This window comes from Acidocella sp. C78 (genome assembly GCF_907164655.1).
In genome coordinates, this window is the sequence record NZ_CAJQZK010000012.1 from 41,645 (window position 1) to 63,712 (window position 22,068).

Below are 22,068 nucleotides of genomic sequence, written 5' to 3' on the forward strand. Positions count from 1 at the left end.
CGGAGACTACAGTGGCTTCAGATTTAAGCTTCCGATCATTTTTAAGGTGCCTGCGCCGCTATGTGATCGATTGGCTCCGTTTTCTCGGCCCGAATTTTAAGTGGGAATGGACGACTATCATTCCTCCGGCCATTACATTGGGCGTAATTTTCCGGCTTAACGGTATGGAGCCAGCATATCGAATTGGTGGTGGAGTTTTGCAGATAATCGGTGTGGCATCTGTATTTTGGGGTGTCCGCCAGACCCGCAGCAGTTTCGGTCAAATTGGCGGGTGGCGGTCGTTTCTCAGTAGAGTCAAAAATTACCCGAGATGGCGCCGAGACATTATCGTTATGGCTGGGGGCGCAGCATTCGGAGGTGCGACGGCGTCTGGTCGAGCTGTGCTGGGGAAAGGCTTCCCAGTAGGTGCGTCTGTCGATCATCGACTAGACCTACTTCTGGACTGGATCAACCAGTCGATCATAGATGTCGATAAGGTCAGAAGCGAAATTGAGATTGCAAAAGATGGCCTTAAAAAGAAGATAGAAAATGAAAAATCGGAACGGGACAAAGCCGACCATAATCTTTTGAAAACCATGGAAGGAGTTTCTACGGGTGGCCTTAGTCTGACTGTGGCTGCCACAGTTTGGATTATGGTCGGGCTTGTCATGTCCACTTTTTCTGTCGAATTGGCGGGACACTACATTTCCATTCGATTTTAATTATGCGGGTGGCGCGGCGGTTCACAGATAGGGAGAGTGAATGGCCGCCAGTCGCTTTTGGTGGGACCGTATTTCGTGAGCCGCAGTTTGCAAATATGAAAGTCTGTTCTTGTCATGGGTTGGAATACTGGTAAATTTTTTATATCTAATTTGGATTTTGAATTTTCGAAAACCCAAATAATCAGACCAGAAACAGAGGCGGTTCATGCTAATCGTTGATTTGTTCTCCAAGCGTCAAGCCGACGCGGCTAGGTCGGGCCAGGCTGATGTGTATCAGTACACCATCATCCCCCCAAAGCTCCGGGTTCAAACTGAGCAGATCGCACTTCAAGCCATAGGCTTTGTTGGTAAGTCCGGCGACAACCTGATAAATTTTGACAAAGACAACGAATTTTGGTTGCAAATCGAAACCATATACCGGCGTGAGATGGGTGTGGACCGCCTCGCCCACGAACGCTTCGCAGGCGAGCGTATTTTGCTTTTTATGCGAAATTGCACCACTGAAGAATGGCTCGACCTTCTTGAATTGATCGCCAAATCTATCCGGATTGCTGGAGGCGGCGAATTTAGGTCTTTTCGACAACTATGGAGTGTTTCAGTTTCCGCTGAAGATGCCATCAACGAGATAAACTACCGGCTTCGACAGGCTGGGGTAGGATATCAGGTCGAAGGTGGTAATCTTATTCGCGTGGATAGCCAGTTCGTCCATGCCGAGGTGGTTAAACCTGCCCTGGCTTTGCTTTCTAGCAGAGGTTTTGATGGGCCGATGCAGGAGTTCTTATCTGCCCACCAATATTATCGGGCGGGAGAATACCGCCAAGCTGTTTCTATGGCCGCCAATGCTTTGGAAAGCACGTTTAAAGCTATTTTTGATCAAAAAGGATGGGATTACAGCAAGGGGGCTCGAATCTCTGATCTTGTCAAGCCCGACTTAAACAGTCAAACCCGGAACGATACGGTATCGTAAGTTGAGATCTTTGATTTCACTCGAGATTTTCGTAGGCACGTCGGGATTTTGCAAAAACGTGGTGCTAAATAATTGCGTAAATTGCTTCTTTTAACTTGATTTATGATTGGTTTTCGGCTGCCAATTCGGCATGTTCGTGCGCGAGAAGCGAATCAACGGCTACAGCTACCTTTATCTGGTCGAGAGCGTCCGTGAGGACGGGCGCAGCAAGCAGCGCATCATCAAGAACCTGGGCCGGAAGGAAGTCGTCCTGGCCGATGGAGGTCTCGACCGCCTCGCCGCCTCGATCGCGCGCTATGCCGACCGTGCCTCGGTCCTGGCCCAGCTGGCGGCAGGCAATCCGGACGGGCTGAGCTGCAAGCGGATCGGCGCGCCGCTGTTGTTCGGCCGACTGTGGCAGGAGAGCGGGATCGCTGCTGTGTTCGAGGAGCTGCTGGCCGGGCGGCAGTTCGAGTTCCCGGTCGAGCGCGCGGTGTTCGCCACCGTGCTCCACCGGATCATGGTCTCGGGCTCGGATCGCGCCTGCGACAAATGGCTCGAGGATTACGACATTCCCGGCACCGAGGAGCTCGGCCTGCATCACCTCTACCGCGCCATGGCCTGGCTCGGCGAAGAGCTGCCGGACGAGGAACAGGGGGATGCCACGCCCTTTGCGCCACGGACGGTGAAGGATCTGGTGGAAGAGCGTCTCTTCGCCCGACGGCATGATCTGTTCACCGACCTCTCGGTCGTGTTCATGGACACCACCTCGCTGTATTTCGAAGGTGCCGGCGGCGAGACGCTGGGCGCGCGGGGCCACTCCAAGGATTACCGCCCACAGCTCGCGCAGATGATCCTCGGCGTGGTGATCGATCAGGACGGAAGGCCAATCTGCACCGAGATGTGGCCAGGAAACACCGCCGATGTCTCGGTGCTGGTGCCGGTGATCGACCGCCTGCGGTCGCGCTTCGGCATCGGCCGGGTCTGCGTCGTCGCCGATCGCGGCATGATCAGTGCCGCGACGATCGCCGCGCTGGAGGAGCGCGGGCTGGAATACGTGCTCGGCGCAAGGGAACGCACCGACCGCATCGTCCGCGGCGAGGTGGTGCTGGCCGATGAGCGCCCCTACACCCCGCTCTGCCTCGAGCGCGCCGGTGGCGACGAGACCCAGCTCTTCATCAAGGAGGTCAAGGTCGCGGGCAAGCGCTATATCGTCTGCCGCAACGAGGCGGTGGCCATCGAAGAGGCCGAGACCAGGCGCAAGGTGGTCGCCGCCCTCGATCGTCAGCTGACGCGCGGCGATAAGGCGCTGATCGGCAACTCCGCCTATCGCCGCTTCCTGCGCCCGGTCAGTGACGCAAAGCCCGGCCGCAAGCACAAGCTGTTCGAGATCGACGCCGGCAAGCTCGCCGAGGAAGCCCGCTTCGACGGCGTCTTCGTGCTGCGCTCCAACGCCCGGATTTCACCGCTGCAGGCGGTGATCCGCTACCGGGACCTGCAGAATGTCGAACGGCTGTTCCGTGTCGCGAAGGCGACAATGCGCACCCGGCCAATCTACCATTCCTCCGACGCCGCCATCCGCGGCCACGTCTTCTGCTCGTTCCTCGCGCTGATCCTGCACCAGGCGCTCGACGAAAAACTCCGCCGGGCCGGCAAGCGCGTCGAATGGGCCGATCTCCTGCGTGATCTCGACCGCCTCCAGGAGGTCACCATCAGCAAGCGCGGGCAGCAGATCGTCCTGCGCACCCCAGCAACCAACTCGATCGGGCCGATCTTCAAGGCCGCCGGCGTCGCCCTGCCAGCCAACGTGCGAGACGCATCCGCTTCCTGATCCAAATCCTCCCGAAAGCCGCAGGGTGTGGTGCTAAGAAACCACGCGCCCACAATACATGGCTGTTTTCATTGGACTATTTTCAGGTCGCTGTTCAAGTCGGGTCAAGGTAGCCAAGGGAAATAGGCTTTGGCCTGATTATCTTGACAATAGCTTCGACCAGCTAGTTGCGACATTACAAAGTGGCTTGCCGAAGATCAGGGATAATGACGCTTCTCATGGTCAGGGTGCAAAGCCAAAAGCCGTACCAGATTACATCGCAGCCTACGCCCTTCATCTAGCAGCCTGCAAAATCGTGTTTATCACTGAGGCCGCCAAGAACAAGTAATGCTTATTATTAGTATTACGTTTTGCCGTCGGTGTCGGCCTTCTACCCGATCGCCTCGACCAGATCATCAACCCGAAGATGTGCATAACGCCACAGCATCTGCGCAGTTTTATGACCGCTGATTTGAGCGATTTGGCGCTCAGTCAGCCTAGTCCGCTCAAATAGACGTGAGATGGCCTCATGGCGGAGGTCATGAAAAGTCAGGCCGTCGATGCCCGCATTTTTTGTCACACGCCTCATGATCTTCGTGATCTGCATCTCTGTCATCCCAAAGACAGAGCCGTCGATGTGCCGTGGAAGATTTTCTAAGACAGCCATCGCCGCTGTTGAAAGTGGCACCGATCTGTCCGTTCCATTTTTTGTATCGACCAGCCGCATCGTCCGATTTGACATGTTTACATGTTTCCATGTCAGTCCCGCGATCTCCCCGCGCCTGGCACATGTAGCCAAAGCGAACCGGATGACCTGACTGAACGCCGGGCCTGCCGCTTCCAGCAGCCGTTCTTCTTCGCCAGGCCCCAGCCGCCTTTCTCGTCCGCCTGAAACGCGGGGCTTGCTCCGTCCGAGTGCTCTTACAGGATTTGGTAAGCCTTCCATTGCCCAGGATTCCTGGGCCGTGCGAAAAACTCGGCTTATCTGAGCAAGATCAAGCCGGACGGTATTTGCTGATACGCCTTCGGCCCGCCTTTCCCGAATGAAATCCGCGAGGTCAGCCGACCTGAGCCGCGCCAGCGATATCTTGGCGATAGGATACCGCAGGAGCAGCGAGATTCGATTGCCGTCAGCGATCTGGCTGCTCGGAGCCAGATCAGGCAGCACCTCATCACGCCAGCGTGATAGACCTTCCCCGAGTGTTACCCTCTCGGCTTCGCTGGTGTCCCGCCAAGCGCCGGTGTCCATTTCGCGCTCCACCTTACGCGCCCATGCCTCGGCGTCTGCCTGGCGCATGAAAGTACGGCTCTGTGGCGGGTAGCCCTGTCGCCTGATCTTAGCCTGCCATCTGCCGTCCCGATTTGTGATCGTCGCCATTATCAGTGTCCCGGAAATCGCTCAGTGTCCCGAGATTGTCCCATAAAATAAGTCCCAAAGTCAAAAGATTTTGGGACAACGGCATAAAGCATTGTTTTTATTATCTTATTTTGGTGCGGATGGGGGGACTTGAACCCCCACGTCCTGTCGGACAACAGATTTTAAGTCTGCTACGTCTACCGTTCCGCCACATCCGCACGGTGGATTCTTCTCCTGCCACGGCCGCGCTGAGTCGGGCAAGCGCCGGATGGGCAAGTGCAGGTTGCGCAAGCGCAGTGCGGGCAAGCGCCGGGCGGGCAGCTCAGAATCCGAACTGCACCTGCCGGCTGTTGCCGCGGGCGAGGTTGCGATACCGCGCCATCGCCATCAGCGGAAAGAACCGCGGATAGCCATGATAGCGCAGGTAGAACACGCGCGGAAACCCGACCGCGTTATAAGGCTGTTCGGTCCAGGAGCCGTCCTCCTCCTGCACCGATTGCAGCCAGGCGATGCCGCGGGCCACGGCCTCGTGCGTCGCGTAGCCGGCGGCCATCAGGCCGAGCAGCGCCCAGGCGGTCTGCGAGGGCAGGCTCTCGTGATATTCGCCAGGCTTCGCGTGGGCATAGGACTCGCAATCCTCGCCCCAGCCGCCATCGGCGCGCTGGCGGGCGAGCAGCCATTCGACGGCGCGAACCATCATCGGGTCGTCCCTCGGCACGCCGGCGGCGTTCAGCGCGCAGAGCGATGACCACGTGCCATAGATGTAATTGGTGCCCCAGCGGCCGAACCAGGAACCGTCCTTCTCCTGCTCGCGGCGCAGATAGCCGACGCCGCGATCGATCGCCGGGCGGTCCTCTTCATGGCCGAGCTGGGCGAGGAAGGAGACGCACCGCGCGGTGACATCCGCCGTCGGCGGGTCGAGCAGGGCGCCATGATCGGCGAAGGGAATGTGGTTCAGGTAGTGGAACTCGTTGTCCGAATCGAAGGCGCCCCAGCCGCCGGAGCGGCTCTGCATGCCGAGAATCCACTGCCGGGCGCGTTCCACCGCCTCGCGATGGGCGGGATCGCCGTTGCGGTCGAGGATCATGCCGACCACGGCGGTGTCGTCCACGTCGGGGTAATGGGCATTGTTGTACTGGAAGGCCCAGCCGCCGGGCGGGGCGTCCGGCTTGCGATAGGCCCAGTCCCCCTTCACGTCGAGAACCTGGCGGGGGATCAGCCAGTCGCAGGCGGCGGCGAGGTCCGCATCGCCGGCGCTGCCGGCCTCGGCCAGCGCGTGGGCGGCGAGCGATGTGTCCCAGACCGGCGACAGGCAAGGCTGCACGTAGCTTGCCCCCTCGAATCGATAGGACGCGTCGGTGACCAGCTTGCGGACCGAGGCCCAGGCCGTCGCGTAATCCGGATGCTCGGGGCTGTAGCCGAGCGTGTGATACATCATCACCGTGTTGGCCATGGCCGGGTAGATGGCGCCGAGCCCGTCCTCGCCGTTCAGGCGCGGGGTGATGAAGTCGATCGCCGCCTGGATCGCGCGTTTGCGGGAGCGGGCGGGGAAATGCCGCTCCAGCGGGCGCAGCGCCGAATCGATCGCCTTGAACAGATAGCCCCAGTTCGAGCGATAGGGGCCGCGAATATAGTCGGTCACCTCGTCCGGCGGGGTGACGAACAGCTCGTCGATCCGCACATTGCGCGGGTTGCGGGCGACCGGGCGCTCGGTGAGCAGCACCAGCAGCGGTGCGATGACGGTGCGCGACCAGTAGCTGATCTTCCAGATCGTGATCGGAAACCAGTCCGGCAGCAGCATGATCTCGACCGGCATGACCGGGCAGGCCCGCCAGGGCACGGCGCCGAACAAAGCGAGCTGGATGCGGGTGAAGACATTGGTGCGCGCCGCCCCGCCACGGGCGAGGATCGCCTCGCGGGCGCGGCGCATATGCGGCGCCTCGGGGTCGTCGCCGATCGCCTTCAGCGCGAAATAGGCCTTCACGCTGGCCGAGAGATCCATCGCCCCGTCATGAAACAGCGGCCAGCCGCCGGGGTTCTGCGGCGAATCTCCCTGGATGCCGCGCAGGAACACACCGATCCGCGCCTCAAGCGCGGGGTCGATCCGGTCGAGGAAATGTTCGAGCAGGACATATTCCGCGGGGATCGTCGCGTCCGCCTCAAGCTCATAGACATAGTGGCCGTCAGCCCGCTGCTCGGCCGACAGCCGCGCATGCGCGCGGCCGATGGCCTGATCGAGGGCGGCGAAATCGATGGACATCGTATCGAACATCGCCTCCCTATAGGCGATTTCGCCGCTCCACGCCTAGAGCACCATCCGGTTGGCCGGCCGGATGCGCCCCTACCCCTCGGCGGCGATCAGGCCGCGGGTGCGGCGGGCGAGCCAGGACTGGCTCGGCGGCGCCAGCAACTGGTCGACCGCCGTGGCCCGGGCCACCGTGCCGTCACGCAGATAGGCTTCGTGGCGCGCCTCGATCGCATCCGGGTCGTAGAGGTAATTCACCATCACGCCGAAGGATTCCGAAATGCCGCGGCTGCTGGTGTTGCCGAGCCAGTTGATCCGTTCGAGCCGCGCGCCGTTGCCGAGATGGAACCGCGCCACCGGATCGGCGCGGCCGGCGGCCGGAATGCCGCTTTCGCGCCAGGCGCCAGTGAGATAGAGCGCCGCGAGCCGCAGCAGCGGTCCGCGCAGCGCCGCCGCAAGGCCGGAATCGGTCCACCAGGGCCGATCCTCCAGCACCGATTTCAGCAGATTGGCGTCGCCCTCGCCGGTGGCATCGCCGATCGGAGCGGCGCCGATCGCGCGGCCGATCGCCTCGCGTTCCTCGCTGGCGAGCAGCGGGGCAGGGGGCGAATCCAGCACGGCGCGAATCGCCCGGCGCAGGCCCGGAACCGGCGACAGGGTGGAGAATTTCCGCAGGTTGGGCAGTTCCGCCTGCAACTCGGCGACGACCTGCTTGATCAGGAAATTGCCGAATGAAATGCCGCGCAACCCTTCCTGGCAATTCGAGATCGAATAGAAGATCGCGGTATTCGCCCGCGATGCGGCGTCCTGCTGGGCGTGCTCGGCCGCATCGTCGTCGGCTGCGGGGGCGAGCAGCGGCCCGATCGCTTCCGCCAGCCCCTTGACCAGCGCGACCTCGACGAAGATCAGCGGCTCGTCGGGCAAAGCCGGGTGGAAGAAGGCGAAGCAGCGCCGATCCGGCGCGAGGCGGCGGCGCAGATCGTCCCAGCCCTGGATCTCATGCACCGCCTCATAGGCGATGAGCTTTTCCAGCACGAAGGCCGGCGTGCGCCAGTCGATCCGGCGGAGTTCGAGGAAGCCGCGGTTGAACCACGAGGCGAACAGATGCCGCAAATCCGAATCGAGCGGCGCGAGGCTCGGCTGCTTCGGCAGCGCGGCCAGCACTTCCCGCCGCATGTCCACCAGCGCGCCGGTGCCGCCGGGCGCCATGTTCATCCGCCGCAGCAATTCCTGCCGCGGCGGCTCGGCGGCGGTGGCCAGCGCGGCGGCGGTGGCGGCGTCCGGCGTGTCGAGATAGGCGCGGGCGGCGCGGTGCAGGCGTTCGGGATCGGGCTCGAAGCCGGTGGCGAGAAAATCGCAGAAGACCAGCCGGTCATGCGGGGCGAGCCGGCGCAGCGCGCCGAGCAGTGCTGCGGCGAGTGCCGCGCCCGAGGCCTCGCCCCGGCCGCCGAGCAGCGCATCCGCCAGCAATTCGGCGCGCTCGCGCGAGGGAAGATCGTCGTTGGGAAGATTGACGAACACCCGCCCGTGTTCGGCGATCGACGACCAGAGCCGTTCGAGCCAGGAGCGGTTGGGGCGGTCGTGCGGAACCGGGGCGGTGGCGGGCATCGCGGCACTCCTGCGCGGGTCGGTGTCTTCCGTTCCTGAAACCGTGCGCCGGTCTCAGGAACGTGAATACAGGATACCCGATCGCCGCCAGGCGGGAAACCGGGGCGCGCGGGAAATCAGGCGTTTTGGGCGGCGAGCGCGTCGACCCGCGCCTGCGCGGTGATCAGCCGGTCGGAGGCGGCGCGCCAGCCGGCCTCGTCCGCCTCGTCGGCCTCGCGCCAGGCCGCCTCGGCCGCCGCGAGTTCGTCAGCGGCCTTCAGCGGGTCGAGTTCGGCCAGCTTCACGATCGCGTCGGCGAGAACGGTGCAGCGTTCCTCGGTGATCTGGGCGAAGCCGCCGGAGACGAAGAACCGGTCGACCAGCTTCTCGTCCTCGTAGAGATCGATCAGGCCGCCGCGCAGCGAGGTGATCATCTGCGAATGGCCCGGCAGGACACCGAGGTCGCCCTCGGTGCCGGGGATCACCACCATGCTGACCGGGCGGGCGAGCAGGAGCCGCTCCGGGCTGATGATTTCGAGCGCGACGGTCATGGGATCAGGCCGTCGCGTTCAGGGACTCGGCCTTCTTCACCGCGTCCTCGATGGTGCCGACCATGTAGAAGGCCGCTTCCGGCAGGTGGTCGTATTCGCCGGCGCAGATCGCCTTGAAGCTGCGCACCGTGTCCTCCACCGCGACGAAAATGCCCGGCGAGCCGGTGAACACTTCGGCGACATGGAACGGCTGCGAGAGGAAGCGCTCGATCTTGCGGGCGCGGGCGACGGTGAGCTTGTCGTCTTCCGAAAGCTCGTCCATGCCCAGGATCGCGATGATGTCCTGCAACGACTTGTAGCTCTGCAGGATGCGCTGCACCTCGCGGGCGACGTTGTAGTGCTCCTCGCCGACGATGCGCGGGTCGAGCGCGCGGGAGGTGCTGTCCAGCGGGTCGACCGCCGGATAGATGCCCTTTTCCGCGATGGCGCGGTTCAGCGTCGTCGTCGCGTCAAGATGCGAGAACGAGGTCGCCGGCGCCGGGTCGGTGAGGTCGTCGGCGGGAACGTAGATGGCCTGGACCGAGGTGATCGAGCCCTTCTTGGTCGAGGTGATGCGCTCCTGCAGCGCGCCCATGTCGGTCGCGAGCGTCGGCTGGTAGCCCACCGCGGAGGGAATGCGGCCGAGCAGCGCCGAAACCTCGGCGCCCGCCTGGGTGAAGCGGAAGATGTTGTCGACGAAGAACAGCACGTCCTGGCCTTCCTCGTCGCGGAAATATTCCGCCATGGTCAGGCCGGAGAGGCCGACGCGCATGCGCGCCCCCGGCGGCTCGTTCATCTGGCCATAGACCAGCGCCACCTTGGAGCCCTCGGTGGTGTTGTCGCCCAGCTTGATCACGCCGGCATCGATCATCTCGTGATAAAGGTCGTTGCCCTCGCGGGTGCGCTCGCCAACCCCGGCGAACACCGAAACGCCGCCGTGGCCCTTGGCGATGTTGTTGATCAGCTCCTGGATGAGCACGGTCTTGCCCACGCCGGCGCCGCCGAACAGGCCGATCTTGCCGCCCTTCAGGTACGGCGCGAGCAGGTCGACGACCTTGATGCCGGTGACGAGGATCTCGGCCGAGGTCGCCTGCTCGTCGAAGCTCGGCGCCTGGCGGTGGATCGGCGCGGTGCGGGTGGTCGGAATCGGCCCGCGCTCGTCGATCGGCTCGCCGATCACGTTGAGGATGCGGCCGAGGGTTTCGGGGCCGACCGGCACGGCGATCGCCTCGCCGGTGTCGCGCACCTCATCGCCGCGCGCGAGGCCGTCGGTGCTGTCCATCGCGATGCAGCGAACGGTGCGCTCGCCGATTTCCTGCGCCACTTCGAGCACCAGCCGGCGGTCGCCCACCTTGGTTTCCAGCGCGTTGAGGATGTAGGGCAGCTCGCCCTCGAACTGCACGTCGACCACGGGGCCCATGATCTGCGTGATGCGGCCGGTAACGTTCTTTGCCATATGCGTAATTCCCTAGACCTCAGAGCGCTTCCGCGCCGGAAATGATCTCGATCAGTTCCTTGGTGATATTCGCCTGACGGGTGCGGTTGTAGTTCAGCGTGAGACGGTTGATCATCTCGCCCGCATTGCGCGTCGCATTGTCCATCGCGGTCATGCGCGCGCCCTGTTCGCCGGCGGCGGATTCGAGCAGCGCGCTGTAGATCTGCACCGCGAGATTGCGCGGCAGCAGACGGTCGAGCAGCGTGCCGTCATCCGGCTCGATCTCGTAATAGCCGGCGTGCTGGCCCGCCCCGGCATTGTCGTTCGCGGCCTGGCCGGCGCTCGCCGGGATCAGCGGCGTTTCGCTCGGCACCTGCGACATCACCGAGACGAAGCGGTTGAACATCAGCGTGCAGATATCGAACGCGCCGCCCTCGAACGCGGCGACGATCTGCTGCGCGATCGCCTCGGCGTCGGCGAACTCGATCGTCTTCTTGCCGACGAAATTCGCCTCGCCGATGATCTTCTCGCGCATGTCGCGGCGGAAGAAATCGCGCCCCTTGCGGCCCACCGTGAACAGACGGACCCGCTTGCCCTCCGCCTCGAGCTTGCGCACCCGCGCCCGGGCGGCGCGGTTGATCGAGGAGTTGAACGGGCCGGCAAGGCCGCGATCGGCGGTGACGACAACGATGAGATGCGTGCGGTCCGCCCCGTTGCCGACGAGCAGCGCCGGCGCGTTGGGGTTGTCCGCCGCGCCCTCGGCGAGGGCGCCCATCATCGCGGCCATCCTCGTGGCGTAGGGCCGCGCCGCCTCGGCCTGCGCCTGGGCGCGGCGCAGCTTGGCGGCGGCGACCATCTTCATCGCCTTGGTGATCTTCTGCGTCGACTTGACGCTGGAGATCCGGTTCCTGAGGGCTTTCAGGCTGGCCATCTGTGCCGAGCGCCCCTTACGCGAAGCTGGACGCGAAGGACTTGACGAACTCGATGAGCTTCGCCTCGGTCTCCTTCTTGATCTCGCGATCGTTGCGGATCGAGTCGAGAATCTCCGGCGAGCGCGCCTTCATCTCCGAGATCAGCTGCGCCTCGAAATCGCCGATGCGGTTCACCGGCACCTCGTCGAGATAGCCGCGGGTGCCAACGAAGATCGACACGACCTGCTCCTCGACCGGCAGCGGCTTGAACTGGGGCTGCTTCAGCAGCTCGGTCAGGCGCGCGCCGCGGGCGAGCAGCTTCTGGGTCGAGGCGTCGAGATCCGAGGCGAACTGCGCGAAGGCCGCCATCTCGCGATACTGCGCGAGGTCGAGCTTGATCTTGCCGGCGACCTGCTTCATCGCCTTGATCTGCGCGGCGGAGCCGACGCGCGAGACCGAGTTGCCGACATTCACCGCCGGGCGGATACCCTTGAAGAACAGTTCGGTCTCAAGGAAGATCTGCCCGTCGGTGATCGAGATCACGTTGGTCGGAATATAGGCCGAAATGTCGCCCGCCTGGGTCTCGATGACCGGCAGCGCGGTCAGCGAGCCGGCGCCGAACTCGTCGGACATCTTCGCCGCGCGCTCCAGCAGGCGCGAATGCAGGTAGAACACGTCGCCCGGATAGGCTTCGCGTCCCGGCGGGCGGCGCAGCAGCAGCGACATCTGGCGATACGCCACCGCCTGCTTCGACAGATCGTCGAACACGATCAGCGCGTGCATCCCGTTGTCGCGGAAATACTCGCCCATCGCGCACCCCGTATAGGGGGCGAGGAACTGCATCGGCGCCGGCTCGGAGGCGGTCGCGGCGATGACGATGGAGTATTCCATCGCGCCGTTTTCCTCCAGCGTCCGCACCAGCTGCGCCACGGTGGAGCGCTTCTGCCCGACCGCGACATAGATGCAGTAGAGCTTCTTGCTCTCGTCATCCTGCGCGTTCAGCGGCTTCTGGTTGATGAAGGTGTCGACGATGATCGCGGTCTTGCCGGTCTGGCGGTCGCCGATGACCAGCTCGCGCTGGCCGCGGCCGATCGGGATCAGCGCGTCGATCGACTTGATGCCGGTCTGCATCGGCTCATGGACCGACTTGCGCGGAATGATGCCCGGCGCCTTGGTCTCGACCAGGCGGCGCTCGGTCGCCTCGATCGGGCCCTTGCCGTCGATCGGGTTGCCAAGCGCGTCGACCACGCGGCCGAGCAGCCCCTTGCCAACCGGCACGTCGACGATGCGGCGGGTCCGGGTGACGGTGTCGCCCTCGCGGATCGCCTTGTCGTCGCCGAACACGACGACGCCGACATTGTCGTTCTCGAGGTTCAGCGCCATGCCCTGAACGCCGGCGTTCGGGAACTCGACCATCTCGCCGGCCATCACATTGGCCAGGCCGAACACGCGCGCGATGCCGTCACCGACGGACAGGACCTGGCCGGTCTCGGCCACATCCGTCTCGGTGTCGAAGCTCGCGATCTGCTTCTTGAGGATCTCGGAGATTTCGGCGGGGCGGATCTCCATATCAGGCGGCTCCCTTCATCACATGGCGCAGGCGTTGCAGGCGCGATTTCAAACTGGTGTCGTAAAGCTTCGATCCGATCCGCACGGTCAACCCGCCCAGCAGCGAGGGGTCGACCGTTTCACGGATGGTGACGCGCCCGTAGCCGGCCTCGGCGAGGCGGGCGGTGAGCTGGGCGCGCTGGGTGTCGGTGAGCGGATGCGCCGAGGCGATGTCGGCCGCGACCACGCCGCGCTTCCCGGCGACATAGGCCGCGAAACCCGCGAGCAGCGCCGGCAGCTCGGCAAGGCGGCGATTGGCGATGGCGGTGCCGATGAAATTGCGGACGAGGTCGGATACGCCCTGGCTGGCGAGCACCGCCTCCATCGCCCGCCCGGCCTCGCGCATGTCGATCGCGCGGCTGCCGATCAGGCGGCGCAGCGACGGGTCTTCGGCGAAGAGCTGGCCGAGCGCCGCCATTTCGGAGACGACGGCGTCGAGAACCTTGCGTTCATCGGCCAGCTCGTACAGCGCCCGCGCATAGCGGACGGACAGGCCGGACGCACGATCCTGCTGGGGGGAAATGGCTTGCGGCGATGCGGAAACGGCGGACGACACCAGTATGACCCTGCCTTCGATCTCAGTTCTTGCGTTTCAACCCCGGATTGATTCGCCACGCCCCGTCAGCCGGAATGCGGACACACCTTTCCGTGCGCTTTTTCAAGCGATGCGCGCCAGTAGCATACGACCCCATGCCGCGCAACGCATGCGCTCACAGGAATGAGATCGGATCGACGTCGATATCGACCCGTGCGGCGCGGGGCAGCCCCCCGGCGCGGGCGCGGGCCAGCCAGTCGCGCAGCACCGTCTGCACCGCAACCCCGCGCGCGGCGCGCAGCAGCAGGCGGCGGCGGTGCCGGCCGCGCAGCATGGCGAAGGGCGCGGGCGCGGGACCGAGCACCTGCACGCCCGCCTGCGGCTGGGTGCGGGCGAGGGCGGCCGCGGCCGCATCCGCGATGCCGGCCTCGTCGGCGCTGACGATCAGCGCGGCGAGCCTGCCGAAGGGCGGCCAGTTTCCCGGCGCGCGCAGCTCCGCCTCGGCGCGGCGGAACCCGGCGAGATCGTTGCCGACCAGCGCGCGCATCACCGGATGCTCCGGCGCGTAGGTCTGCAGCAGCACCCGCCCGGGCAGCCGCCCGCGCCCGGCGCGGCCGGCGACCTGGTGCAGCAGCTGCGCGCTGCGCTCGCCGGCGCGCAGATCGCCGCCGCCAAGGCCGAGATCGGCATCGACCACGCCGACCAGCACGAGGTCGGGAAAGTGCCAGCCCTTGGCGATCATCTGCGTGCCGATCACGAGATCGATCTCGTGGGCGACGATCGCGCGCAGCGCCGCCTCGGCCTGTTCGGCGGTGGTGATCGCGTCGCTCGCCATCAGAATGGTGCGGGCGGCGGGGAACAGCTCGGCGACTTCCTCGGCGATGCGCTCCACGCCGGGGCCGATCGGAACGAAACTCTGCTCCGCCGCGCATTCGGGGCATTTGGCGGGCACCTGCGCCGCGTGGCCGCAATGATGGCAGAGCAGATGGCCCGGCCGGCGGTGTTCCACGAGCCAGGCGGTGCAGTTCGGGCAGGTGAGCCGGTGCCCGCAGCCACGGCAGAGGGTGAGCGGCGCATAGCCGCGGCGGTTGAGGAACAGCATCGCCTGGCCGCCGCCGTCCAGCGTGGCCTCCAGCGCTTCGGCCAGCACCGGAGAGAGAAATCGCCCGCGCGCCGGCGGGGCGGCGCGCAGGTCGATCGCCTCGATCGCCGGCAGCCGCGCGCCGCCATGCCGGGCGGCGAGGGTGATGTGGCGGTAGCGCCCGGTTTCGGCGTTCACCGCCGATTCGAGGCTCGGCGTGGCGGAGGCGAGGATGACGGCGCAGCCGGCGATCCGCCCGCGCACCACCGCCATGTCGCGCGCGTGATAGGTCACGCCGTCCTCCTGCTTGTAGGCGGCCTCGTGCTCCTCATCGACCACGATCAGCCCGGGATCGGCGAAGGGAGGAACAGCGCCGAGCGGGCGCCGAGCACCAGCCTCGCCGCGCCGCTCGCGACCGCGTGGTAACTGGCGCGGCGGGTCGCCGGCGTCAGGCCGGAATGCCACAGCGTCGGCGCCGCGCCGAACCGGGCGGCGAAGCGCGCGGCGAACTGGGCGGAAAGCGCGATTTCCGGCACCAGCACCAGCGCCTGCCGCCCCTCCCGCAGGCAGGCCGCGATGGCCTCGCAGAACACTTCGGTCTTCCCCGCGCCGGTCACCCCTTCGAGCAGCGTGACCTCGAACCGCCGCGCCGCGACCGAGGCGCGCAGGGCGGATGCGGCGTCCTCCTGCGCCGCCGACAGCGCGGGCGGCGCGTGGTCGGGATCGGGCGCCGCAACGGGCCGCTCCCGCGCCGCGGGGCGCAGCATCCCGGCATCGGCAAGGCCGCGCACCACGGCGGCGCCGACGCCGGCGGCGGCGGCGAGTTCGGCGGTGCTCGGGCGGTCGAGTGTCGCCAGCGCATCCAGCACGCGCTGCCGTGCCGCGGTGATCCGCCCGGCCGGTGCGGCGCCCGCCGCCCAGCCGGCGCGGGGGGCGGGCGGGTCGAGCAGCCCGGTTTTCAGGGCGAGGGCGAGCACCTCGCCGCGCGGCGCCATCGTGTACTGCGCGACCCAGTCGATGAAGCGGCGCAGCGTTCCCGGCAGGGCAGGGGTGGCGACAAGCGCCTGAACCGGCCTCAGCCGGCCCGGCGCGATGTCCGGCTCCGGCGCGTCGTCCCACACCACGCCATGCACGATGCGCCGGCCGAGCGGCACGGTCACCACGGCACCCGGCGCCGGCGCGCCCGCGCGCACCTCATAGGTGAAGGCGGCGTCGAACGCGTAGGGCAGCAGGATCGAGACCAGCGCCATCAGGCGCGGGCCGGGTCAGACGTTGAAGCGGAACAGCAGAACGTCGCCATCGGCGACAATATAGTTGCGCCCCTCGATTCGCAGCTTGCCCGCCTCGCGCGCCCCGGCCTCGCCATTGCAGGCGACATAGTCGTCATAGGCGATGGTTTCGCAGGCGATGAAGCCGCGCTCGAAATCGCCGTGGATCACGCCCGCCGCGGCGGGGGCGGCGGTGCCGCGGGTGATCGTCCAGGCGCGGGTCTCCTTCGGGCCGCAGGTGAAATAGGTGATCAGCCCCAGCAGCTCGTAGCCGGCGCGGATCACCCGGTCGAGCCCGGAATCGGCGAGTCCCAGCCCGTCGAGGAACTCCTCGCGCTCGCCGGCGGGAAGCTGCGCCACCTCGGCCTCGATCGCGGCGGAGACGATCACATGCGCCGCCCCCTGCGCCGCCGCCATCTCGGCAACCCGCGCCGACTGCGCGTTGCCCGTCGCGGCCGAGGCTTCCTCGACATTGCAGACATAGAGAACCGGCTTCGCGGTGAGCAGTTGCAGCCGGCGCACCGCCTCTTCCTCGCCGGCCGGAATCGCGGTCCGGGCCGGCCTTCCGTCCTCCAGCACCTTGAGCAACGGCTCGATCAGCGCCAGTTCGGCGGCGGCGGCGCGGTCGTTGCCGCGCGCCTTCTTCTGCAGGTTGGGCACGCGCTTCTGCAAGCTTTCGAGATCGGCCAGCATCAGCTCGGTCTCCACCGTGTCGGCATCCCGCAGCGGGTCGATATGCCCCTCGACATGGGTGATGTCGTCATCCTCGAAGCAGCGCAGCACGTGGATGATGGCGTCGACCTCGCGGATATTGGCGAGGAACTGGTTGCCGAGTCCCTCGCCCTTCGCCGCCCCGCGCACGAGGCCGGCGATATCGACGAATTCGAGGCTGGTCGGCACGGTCCTCACCGACTTGCCGATCTTCGCCAGCACGTCGATCCTGGGGTCGGGCACGGCGACGCGGCCGACATTCGGCTCGATCGTGCAGAACGGATAATTCGCCGCCTGCGCCGCGACGGTCGCGGTCAGCGCGTTGAACAGGGTCGACTTGCCGACATTGGGCAGGCCGACGATGCCGCAGTTGAAACCCATCTCAGGCGGTGTCCTTGGTCAGGAGGGCGACTTTCGTCATGAAATCTTCCGGCTTGCCGGCGGCGAGCAGGGGGGCGGCGTCAGAGACCGCTTCGAGCGTGACGACCAGCCAGTCCTCGTCCGTCTTCGCGAAATTGCCGAGCACATGGCCATGCACCCGCGCCTTGTCGCCCGGATGGCCGATGCCGAGCCGCACGCGCCAGTACTCCTGGGTGCCGAGCGTGCGGTCGATGCTGCGCAGCCCGTTATGTCCCGCCGCGCCGCCGCCGCGCTTCACCCGCACCTTGCCGGGGATGAGGTCGAGCTCGTCATGAAACACGGTGATGGCGTCCGGCGGCAGCTTGAAGAACGCGCCGGCCGGCTGCACCGCGCGGCCCGACTCGTTCATGTAGGTCAGCGGCTTGAGAGCGACGATCTTCTCGCCGCCGATGCTGCCCTCGCTCACCAGGCCGGAAAAGCGCTTCCGCCACGGCGCGAAACCGTGGCGGTCGGCGATCACGTCGATCGCCATGAAGCCGATATTGTGACGGTTCCGTGCCATCCCGGGTTCGGGATTGCCGAGGCCGACCCACAGCTTCATGGCGAGGGGTCCGCGATATTACTTCTTGCCGCCCTTGGCAGCGCCCTTGGCAGCGCCCTTGGCCGGCGCTGCCGCGGCGCCTTCGGCGGGTGCTGCCTCGGCCACCACGGTCGGCGGCGCGATCGTCGCGATCACGAAGTCACGGTCGGTGATGGTCGGCTTCGCAACGCCGATGCCCTTGAGGTCGGACCAGCGGATGTTGTCGTTGATGTCCAGCGGGCCGAGATCCGCCTCGAAATGATCGGGGATGTGATCCGGGTCGCACATCACCTCCACCGCGTGGCGCACGATGTTCAGCACGCCGCCGCGCTTCATGCCGACCGAGATCAGCTCGTTGAGGAAGTTGACGTTGACCGCGACGCGCACGGGCTCGCCCGCCGCGAGGCGCTGGAAGTCGACGTGCTCGGGCTGGTCGGTGACCGGATGCAGCTGGATGTCGCGCATCAGCGCGCGGGCCTTGCCCGAAGCGGTCTCGATCTCGTAGAGGCGCGAGCGCCAGCCGCCGCGCTTCATCTCGCGCAGCACGATGCGCGGGTCGAGCGCGATCAGGGAGGGTTCCTGCTTCGCGCCGTAAATCACCGCCGGCACCTTGCCGGCCCGCCGTGTCGCCCGCGCCACCCCCTTGCCGGCCCGCGCGCGATCCTCGGCCGCAATGGTCTCGAACTTGGCCATTCTTCGCTCCATGAACTCAATGAAAAAAACCGGCCTCCAGGGGTGCCGGCACCGGTTCGCCTACCCCATCGCAGCCGGCCTGACAAGTTTTGCCGCCGCATGCGCGCCATCCGCGCGGCGGGGTCAGAGCATGAAGCGGTCGCCGAGATAGACGCGGCGGACCTCGGGATGCGCCACCACCTCGTCGGGCACGCCCTCCATCAGCACATGGCCCTCGTGCAGGATATAGGCGCGGTCGATCACTTCCAGCGTCTCGCGGACATTGTGGTCGGTGATGACGACGCCGAGGCCGCGCTGCTTGAGCTGGGCCACCATGTCGCGAATCTCGCCGACCGCGATCGGGTCGATCCCCGCCAGCGGCTCGTCGAGCAGGATGTAGCTCGGCCCGGTCGCCAGCGCGCGGGCGATCTCGACGCGGCGGCGTTCGCCGCCGGACAGGGCAAGCGCCGGGGTGCGGCGCAGATGCGAGATGCCGAACTCGGCCAGCAGATCGTCCAGCATCGCCTCGCGCCGGTCCGGATCGGCCTCCACCACTTCCAGCGCCGCGGTGATGTTCTGCTCCACCGTGAGGCCGCGGAACACGCTCGCCTCCTGCGGCAGGTAGCCGATGCCGAGCCGCGCGCGGCGATACATCGGCAGGGTGGAGATGTCGGCGCCATCCAGCAGGATCGAGCCGGTATCCGGCTGGATCAGCCCGACGATCATGTAGAATGTGGTGGTCTTGCCGGCGCCGTTCGGCCCGAGCAGGCCGACCGCCTCGCCCCGCCGCAGCGTCACCGAGACATTGCGCACCACGGGGCGCTTGCGGAAACTCTTGCCAAGCCCGCGGGCGACGAGCCCGTGCTCGGCGGCGGCGGCCGGCGTGCCGCCCGGCGCCGCCGCGATGCCGCCCGGGATGACGCGAAGCTGTTCCTTCATGGCGCCGCCTTCGCGCCCGAATGCGGCGATTTCGCGGCGCCGGCCGGCCGCGTCTGCGTGCTGTCGGGAATGATCAGCCCCTCGACCCGTTGCCCCGGGCGGGAGACCAGCGTCGCGATGCCGGTCTTCATGTTGATCCGCGCGGTCTGGCCGGCGAGTTCGTTGGGGCCGTGGGTGATGTGCACATTGCCGGTCAGCACCGCGATGCCGCTCGCCGGATGATAGACGCCGTGATCGCCGGTCGCGACGTCGCTTTGCGTGGTCACCACCACATGCCCCTCCGCCACCACCTTGCGCAGCTTGCTGGCGTCGGTCTGCGCGGCTGAGGGTGGCGCCCCGGCAGCGGACGGGGCGCCGGCCGCTGCCGGGGCGGCGGGCGCGAAATAGCCGGTCAGCCGATCGGCGGTGACCGTGCGGCCATCCTTGCCCACCACCCTGGCATCCCCGATGGCGACCGCCTTGCGCGCGTCGGACCAGTATTGCAGGGCGCGGGTCGCGGTGACGGTCTCGCTCGGCGTCACCAGCCTGAGCCCGTGGCCGGTCAGCACCAGCTCGTGCCGGCTCATGTGATAGACCGCGCGATCGCCGAAAGCCTGCTCCGTCGCGGTGAAGATGTGAACATGGCCGACCGCCTCCAGCCGGGTGATCTGCGAGGCGCCCGAATCGAGCCCGGCGAGGCCGGTAGCCGGCGTGCCTTGGGGCGCCGCCGCCGGCTTGCCGCCGCCCGCCGGGGCCGGGCTGTACTGCGCGACGAGCTGGTCGGCCGTCACCGTCACCGTGCCGCGCACCGCCTTGGCCTTGCCGCTGGCGGTGACGATCCGCGTCTTCTGGTTCCACGCGATGCCGTTCTGCGCGGTGATGTCGATCGGCGTCGGCTGGCCGCCGGTCGCGCCGAAGCCGAGCGACTGCGCGGCGGCCGCGCCGGGCAGGGCGACGAGAACGAGCAGCGCCGCGGCGCGCCGGGCCTGCACGATCATGAGCCGCTTCCGTCCTGTCCGGGAGGTGATGAAAGATTCGCCTGGTCGAGCACGAGGTGCGAGGGGCCGCTGAAGGTCACGGTCTGGCCGTGATTGCGGGCGACGAAGCCATCCGCCGCGGTCAGCGTGCCGAACGGACCATAGGCGGAAACCGGCGTCTTGCCGGTGGCGACGCCGGCCTTGATGTCGATCGTGGCACGGCGCGTGCGCATGGTGGTGCCGTCGGCGCGATAGAGCGTGACCTTGCCGGCAAGGTCGAGACGCTGGGATTTCTGGTGATAGACGCCGCTCTTCGCGTCGAGCATGAACCACGAGCCGCTGCGGGTCGTGATGTCGCCTTTCGGCCGGTCGAGGTCGAGCCGGTCGCCCCCGCTCTGGACCGCGTGGCGGGCGGTGATGGTGAATTTCTCGCCCCGCGCGTCGATGCCGCGATATTGCGCGCCGGTCAGCCGCGACAGCGCGGCGGCGCTGCCGCCCGGCAGCTCGCGATAGGTGATGCGGCCGAACCGCGCGCCGCTGCGCAGGCCCGGAAAGATGACGATGGCGACGAGCAGGATGGCGGCGAGCGCCGGCAGGATGACCTTCGCGGCGGCGACGATGCGGCGCTGCCGGCCAAGGGCGGCGCGCTGGCGATCGCGCGAGGCGGTGAGGGTGGCGAACAACCCCTCGGACCGCCCGCGCATCCCGCCGCGCGGCCGCGACGCGCCGGGCCGGTCCGGCGTGCGCGCCGCGTTCACGCGACACCCGCCCGCAACAGGTCGTGCATGTGGACGATGCCGAGCACCCGGCGCGCGCCATCCACCACGAACAGCGACATCACCCGGGGGGTCAGCGCCGTCATGTCGTGCAGCGCCTCCTCGGCGAGCCGGTCCGGCCCGATCACCCGCGGGCTGGTGGTCATCACCTGGCCGACCTCGCGCGCCAGCAGGTCGGGCGCCATCGCGCGGCGCAGGTCGCCATCGGTCACCACGCCGAGCAGATGGCCCTCGCCGTCGACGACGCCGAGGCAGCCGAAATGCTTCGCGGTGATCAGCAGGATCGCCTGGTCCATCCGCGTGCCCGGCGCGGCGAGCGGCACCTCGTCGCCCTCATGCATCAGGTCGCGCACCCGCCGCAGCCGGGCGCCGAGCTTGCCGCCGGGGTGGAACAGGCCGAAATCGGCGGCGGTGAAGCCGCGGCGGGCGAGCAGCGCGACGGCGATGGCGTCGCCGAGCGCCATCTGCATCGTCGTGCTGGTGGTCGGCGCCATGCCGATCGGCCCGGCCTCGGGGGCGGTGGGCAGCAGCAGCACGAGATCGGCGGCGCGCGCCAGCGTGCTCGCGGCGCGGCTGGTGATCGCGATCAGCGGCAGCGCGAAGCGGCGGACATGCGAGACGATGTCGGCAAGCTCCGCGGCCTCCCCGGAATTGGACAGCGCGATGACCGCATCCCCCGGCACGATCATGCCGAGATCGCCGTGGCTCGCCTCGGCGGGGTGAACGAACAGCGCCGGCGTGCCGGTGGAGGCGAGGGTGGCGGTGATCTTGCGGGCGACATGCCCCGACTTGCCCATGCCGGTAACGACGACGCGGCCGCCGATCCCGGCCAGCAGCCCGATCGCCGCGGCGAAGGTCTCGCCCAGCGTGCCGGCCAGCGCGGTCAGCGCCGCGGCTTCGGTGGCCAGCACGTCGCGCGCGATGGCGAGGTCGGCGGCTTCATCCGGGGCGGGCGCGGCATCGTCGCGGGAGGGGGCAACAGGCATGGTCTGTCCGCTCGTCATGGTCCTGTATGGGACGATGCGCCGCGCCGGGTCAACACGATCGCGCGCGACGCGGC

19 protein-coding genes, 1 tRNA gene and 1 pseudogene are annotated in these 22,068 nt (G+C 66.8%); 4 read left to right on the top strand and 17 right to left on the bottom strand.

The window, feature by feature from the left end; translation table 11 throughout:
* Positions 1-11: 11 nt before the first annotated feature.
* From ACIDOCELLA78_RS000000104985 to ACIDOCELLA78_RS000000105000, 4 genes are all read left to right on the top strand, one after another.
* A complete protein-coding gene (locus ACIDOCELLA78_RS000000104985) occupies positions 12-701 on the top strand; it encodes a hypothetical protein (RefSeq protein WP_201728650.1) in 690 nt (229 codons plus the stop codon).
* Between the two features lie 205 nt (positions 702-906).
* Positions 907-1,668, top strand: a complete 762-nt coding sequence (locus tag ACIDOCELLA78_RS000000104990) for an STM4504/CBY_0614 family protein (protein WP_201728651.1) — start codon at positions 907-909, stop codon at positions 1,666-1,668.
* Positions 1,669-1,798: 130 nt separating this feature from the next.
* Positions 1,799-3,478: an IS1634 family transposase gene (locus ACIDOCELLA78_RS000000104995; RefSeq protein WP_201728633.1), complete on the top strand. Its 1,680-nt coding sequence runs from the start codon at positions 1,799-1,801 to the stop codon at positions 3,476-3,478.
* Between the two features lie 58 nt (positions 3,479-3,536).
* Positions 3,537-3,806 carry a DUF7014 domain-containing protein gene (locus tag ACIDOCELLA78_RS000000105000; protein WP_374223253.1) on the top strand — a complete coding sequence of 90 codons (270 nt, stop codon included), beginning with the start codon at positions 3,537-3,539 and terminating at the stop codon, positions 3,804-3,806.
* A 42-nt stretch (positions 3,807-3,848) separates the two neighbouring features.
* On the opposite strand, the gene ACIDOCELLA78_RS000000105005 is transcribed toward ACIDOCELLA78_RS000000105000, so the two are convergent.
* From ACIDOCELLA78_RS000000105005 to ACIDOCELLA78_RS000000105085, 17 genes and pseudogenes are all read right to left on the bottom strand, one after another.
* The gene (locus ACIDOCELLA78_RS000000105005) at positions 3,849-4,835 is read right to left on the bottom strand and encodes a site-specific integrase (RefSeq protein WP_214006282.1); all 987 of its coding nucleotides are present in this window, start codon (positions 4,833-4,835) and stop codon (positions 3,849-3,851) included.
* A gap of 111 nt (positions 4,836-4,946) precedes the next feature.
* Positions 4,947-5,032 (bottom strand) — tRNA-Leu (locus tag ACIDOCELLA78_RS000000105010).
* Between the two features lie 104 nt (positions 5,033-5,136).
* Positions 5,137-7,086, bottom strand: coding sequence for a squalene--hopene cyclase (shc, locus tag ACIDOCELLA78_RS000000105015; RefSeq protein ID WP_201728653.1), 1,950 nt, complete (start codon positions 7,084-7,086; stop codon positions 5,137-5,139).
* 69 nt (positions 7,087-7,155) lie between these two features.
* Positions 7,156-8,667: a malonyl-CoA decarboxylase gene (locus ACIDOCELLA78_RS000000105020; RefSeq protein ID WP_201728654.1), complete on the bottom strand. Its 1,512-nt coding sequence runs from the start codon at positions 8,665-8,667 to the stop codon at positions 7,156-7,158.
* Between the two features lie 116 nt (positions 8,668-8,783).
* Positions 8,784-9,197 carry an ATP synthase F1 subunit epsilon gene (gene atpC / locus ACIDOCELLA78_RS000000105025; RefSeq protein ID WP_201728655.1) on the bottom strand — a complete coding sequence of 138 codons (414 nt, stop codon included), beginning with the start codon at positions 9,195-9,197 and terminating at the stop codon, positions 8,784-8,786.
* 4 nt (positions 9,198-9,201) lie between these two features.
* Positions 9,202-10,632 (bottom strand): F0F1 ATP synthase subunit beta, encoded by a 1,431-nt coding sequence (atpD, locus tag ACIDOCELLA78_RS000000105030; protein ID WP_201728656.1) that lies wholly within the window; start codon positions 10,630-10,632, stop codon positions 9,202-9,204.
* A 19-nt stretch (positions 10,633-10,651) separates the two neighbouring features.
* Complete coding sequence (locus tag ACIDOCELLA78_RS000000105035) at positions 10,652-11,542, bottom strand: F0F1 ATP synthase subunit gamma (RefSeq protein ID WP_201728657.1); 891 nt, start codon at positions 11,540-11,542, stop codon at positions 10,652-10,654.
* Between the two features lie 16 nt (positions 11,543-11,558).
* On the bottom strand, positions 11,559-13,091 hold the full coding sequence (atpA, locus tag ACIDOCELLA78_RS000000105040) for a F0F1 ATP synthase subunit alpha (protein WP_201728658.1): 1,533 nt from the start codon (positions 13,089-13,091) through the stop codon (positions 11,559-11,561).
* Between the two features lies 1 nt (position 13,092).
* Positions 13,093-13,686 carry a F0F1 ATP synthase subunit delta gene (locus tag ACIDOCELLA78_RS000000105045; RefSeq protein ID WP_201728659.1) on the bottom strand — a complete coding sequence of 198 codons (594 nt, stop codon included), beginning with the start codon at positions 13,684-13,686 and terminating at the stop codon, positions 13,093-13,095.
* A 154-nt stretch (positions 13,687-13,840) separates the two neighbouring features.
* Positions 13,841-15,996: pseudogene (locus tag ACIDOCELLA78_RS000000105050) on the bottom strand (primosomal protein N').
* Positions 15,997-16,011: 15 nt separating this feature from the next.
* Positions 16,012-17,106 (bottom strand): redox-regulated ATPase YchF, encoded by a 1,095-nt coding sequence (gene ychF, locus ACIDOCELLA78_RS000000105055; protein WP_201728660.1) that lies wholly within the window; start codon positions 17,104-17,106, stop codon positions 16,012-16,014.
* Between the two features lies 1 nt (position 17,107).
* Positions 17,108-17,686 (bottom strand): aminoacyl-tRNA hydrolase, encoded by a 579-nt coding sequence (pth, locus tag ACIDOCELLA78_RS000000105060; protein WP_201728661.1) that lies wholly within the window; start codon positions 17,684-17,686, stop codon positions 17,108-17,110.
* Between the two features lie 18 nt (positions 17,687-17,704).
* The gene (locus tag ACIDOCELLA78_RS000000105065) at positions 17,705-18,358 is read right to left on the bottom strand and encodes a 50S ribosomal protein L25/general stress protein Ctc (RefSeq protein WP_201728662.1); all 654 of its coding nucleotides are present in this window, start codon (positions 18,356-18,358) and stop codon (positions 17,705-17,707) included.
* Between the two features lie 123 nt (positions 18,359-18,481).
* On the bottom strand, positions 18,482-19,276 hold the full coding sequence (gene lptB, locus ACIDOCELLA78_RS000000105070; RefSeq protein WP_249675767.1) for an LPS export ABC transporter ATP-binding protein: 795 nt from the start codon (positions 19,274-19,276) through the stop codon (positions 18,482-18,484).
* On the bottom strand, positions 19,273-20,253 hold the full coding sequence (locus ACIDOCELLA78_RS000000105075; RefSeq protein WP_201728663.1) for an LptA/OstA family protein: 981 nt from the start codon (positions 20,251-20,253) through the stop codon (positions 19,273-19,275). The genes lptB and ACIDOCELLA78_RS000000105075 overlap by 4 nt, the downstream gene beginning before the upstream one ends.
* On the bottom strand, positions 20,250-20,990 hold the full coding sequence (lptC, locus tag ACIDOCELLA78_RS000000105080) for an LPS export ABC transporter periplasmic protein LptC (protein WP_201728664.1): 741 nt from the start codon (positions 20,988-20,990) through the stop codon (positions 20,250-20,252). Before lptC ends, ACIDOCELLA78_RS000000105075 begins: the two co-directional genes overlap by 4 nt.
* A complete protein-coding gene (locus ACIDOCELLA78_RS000000105085) occupies positions 20,987-22,012 on the bottom strand; it encodes an SIS domain-containing protein (RefSeq protein ID WP_201728665.1) in 1,026 nt (341 codons plus the stop codon). Before ACIDOCELLA78_RS000000105085 ends, lptC begins: the two co-directional genes overlap by 4 nt.
* Between the last annotated feature and the right edge of the window lie 56 nt (positions 22,013-22,068).

What these genes read in the sequence shown, in the direction of transcription:
- shc (WP_201728653.1), bottom strand. Translation starts at nt 7,086, where the DNA reads ATGTTCGATACGATGTCCATCGATTTCGCCGCCCTCGATCAGGCCATC.
- lptB (WP_249675767.1), bottom strand. Translation starts at nt 19,276, where the DNA reads ATGAAGGAACAGCTTCGCGTCATCCCGGGCGGCATCGCGGCGGCGCCG.
- ychF (WP_201728660.1), bottom strand. Translation starts at nt 17,106, where the DNA reads ATGGGTTTCAACTGCGGCATCGTCGGCCTGCCCAATGTCGGCAAGTCG.
- ACIDOCELLA78_RS000000104995 (WP_201728633.1), top strand. Translation starts at nt 1,799, where the DNA reads ATGTTCGTGCGCGAGAAGCGAATCAACGGCTACAGCTACCTTTATCTG.
- pth (WP_201728661.1), bottom strand. Translation starts at nt 17,686, where the DNA reads ATGAAGCTGTGGGTCGGCCTCGGCAATCCCGAACCCGGGATGGCACGG.
- atpA (WP_201728658.1), bottom strand. Translation starts at nt 13,091, where the DNA reads ATGGAGATCCGCCCCGCCGAAATCTCCGAGATCCTCAAGAAGCAGATC.
- ACIDOCELLA78_RS000000104990 (WP_201728651.1), top strand. Translation starts at nt 907, where the DNA reads ATGCTAATCGTTGATTTGTTCTCCAAGCGTCAAGCCGACGCGGCTAGG.
- ACIDOCELLA78_RS000000105000 (WP_374223253.1), top strand. Translation starts at nt 3,537, where the DNA reads ATGGCTGTTTTCATTGGACTATTTTCAGGTCGCTGTTCAAGTCGGGTC.
- ACIDOCELLA78_RS000000105005 (WP_214006282.1), bottom strand. Translation starts at nt 4,835, where the DNA reads ATGGCGACGATCACAAATCGGGACGGCAGATGGCAGGCTAAGATCAGG.
- atpD (WP_201728656.1), bottom strand. Translation starts at nt 10,632, where the DNA reads ATGGCAAAGAACGTTACCGGCCGCATCACGCAGATCATGGGCCCCGTG.
- ACIDOCELLA78_RS000000105020 (WP_201728654.1), bottom strand. Translation starts at nt 8,667, where the DNA reads ATGCCCGCCACCGCCCCGGTTCCGCACGACCGCCCCAACCGCTCCTGG.
- ACIDOCELLA78_RS000000105065 (WP_201728662.1), bottom strand. Translation starts at nt 18,358, where the DNA reads ATGGCCAAGTTCGAGACCATTGCGGCCGAGGATCGCGCGCGGGCCGGC.
- atpC (WP_201728655.1), bottom strand. Translation starts at nt 9,197, where the DNA reads ATGACCGTCGCGCTCGAAATCATCAGCCCGGAGCGGCTCCTGCTCGCC.
- ACIDOCELLA78_RS000000105035 (WP_201728657.1), bottom strand. Translation starts at nt 11,542, where the DNA reads ATGGCCAGCCTGAAAGCCCTCAGGAACCGGATCTCCAGCGTCAAGTCG.
- ACIDOCELLA78_RS000000105075 (WP_201728663.1), bottom strand. Translation starts at nt 20,253, where the DNA reads ATGATCGTGCAGGCCCGGCGCGCCGCGGCGCTGCTCGTTCTCGTCGCC.
- ACIDOCELLA78_RS000000105085 (WP_201728665.1), bottom strand. Translation starts at nt 22,012, where the DNA reads ATGACGAGCGGACAGACCATGCCTGTTGCCCCCTCCCGCGACGATGCC.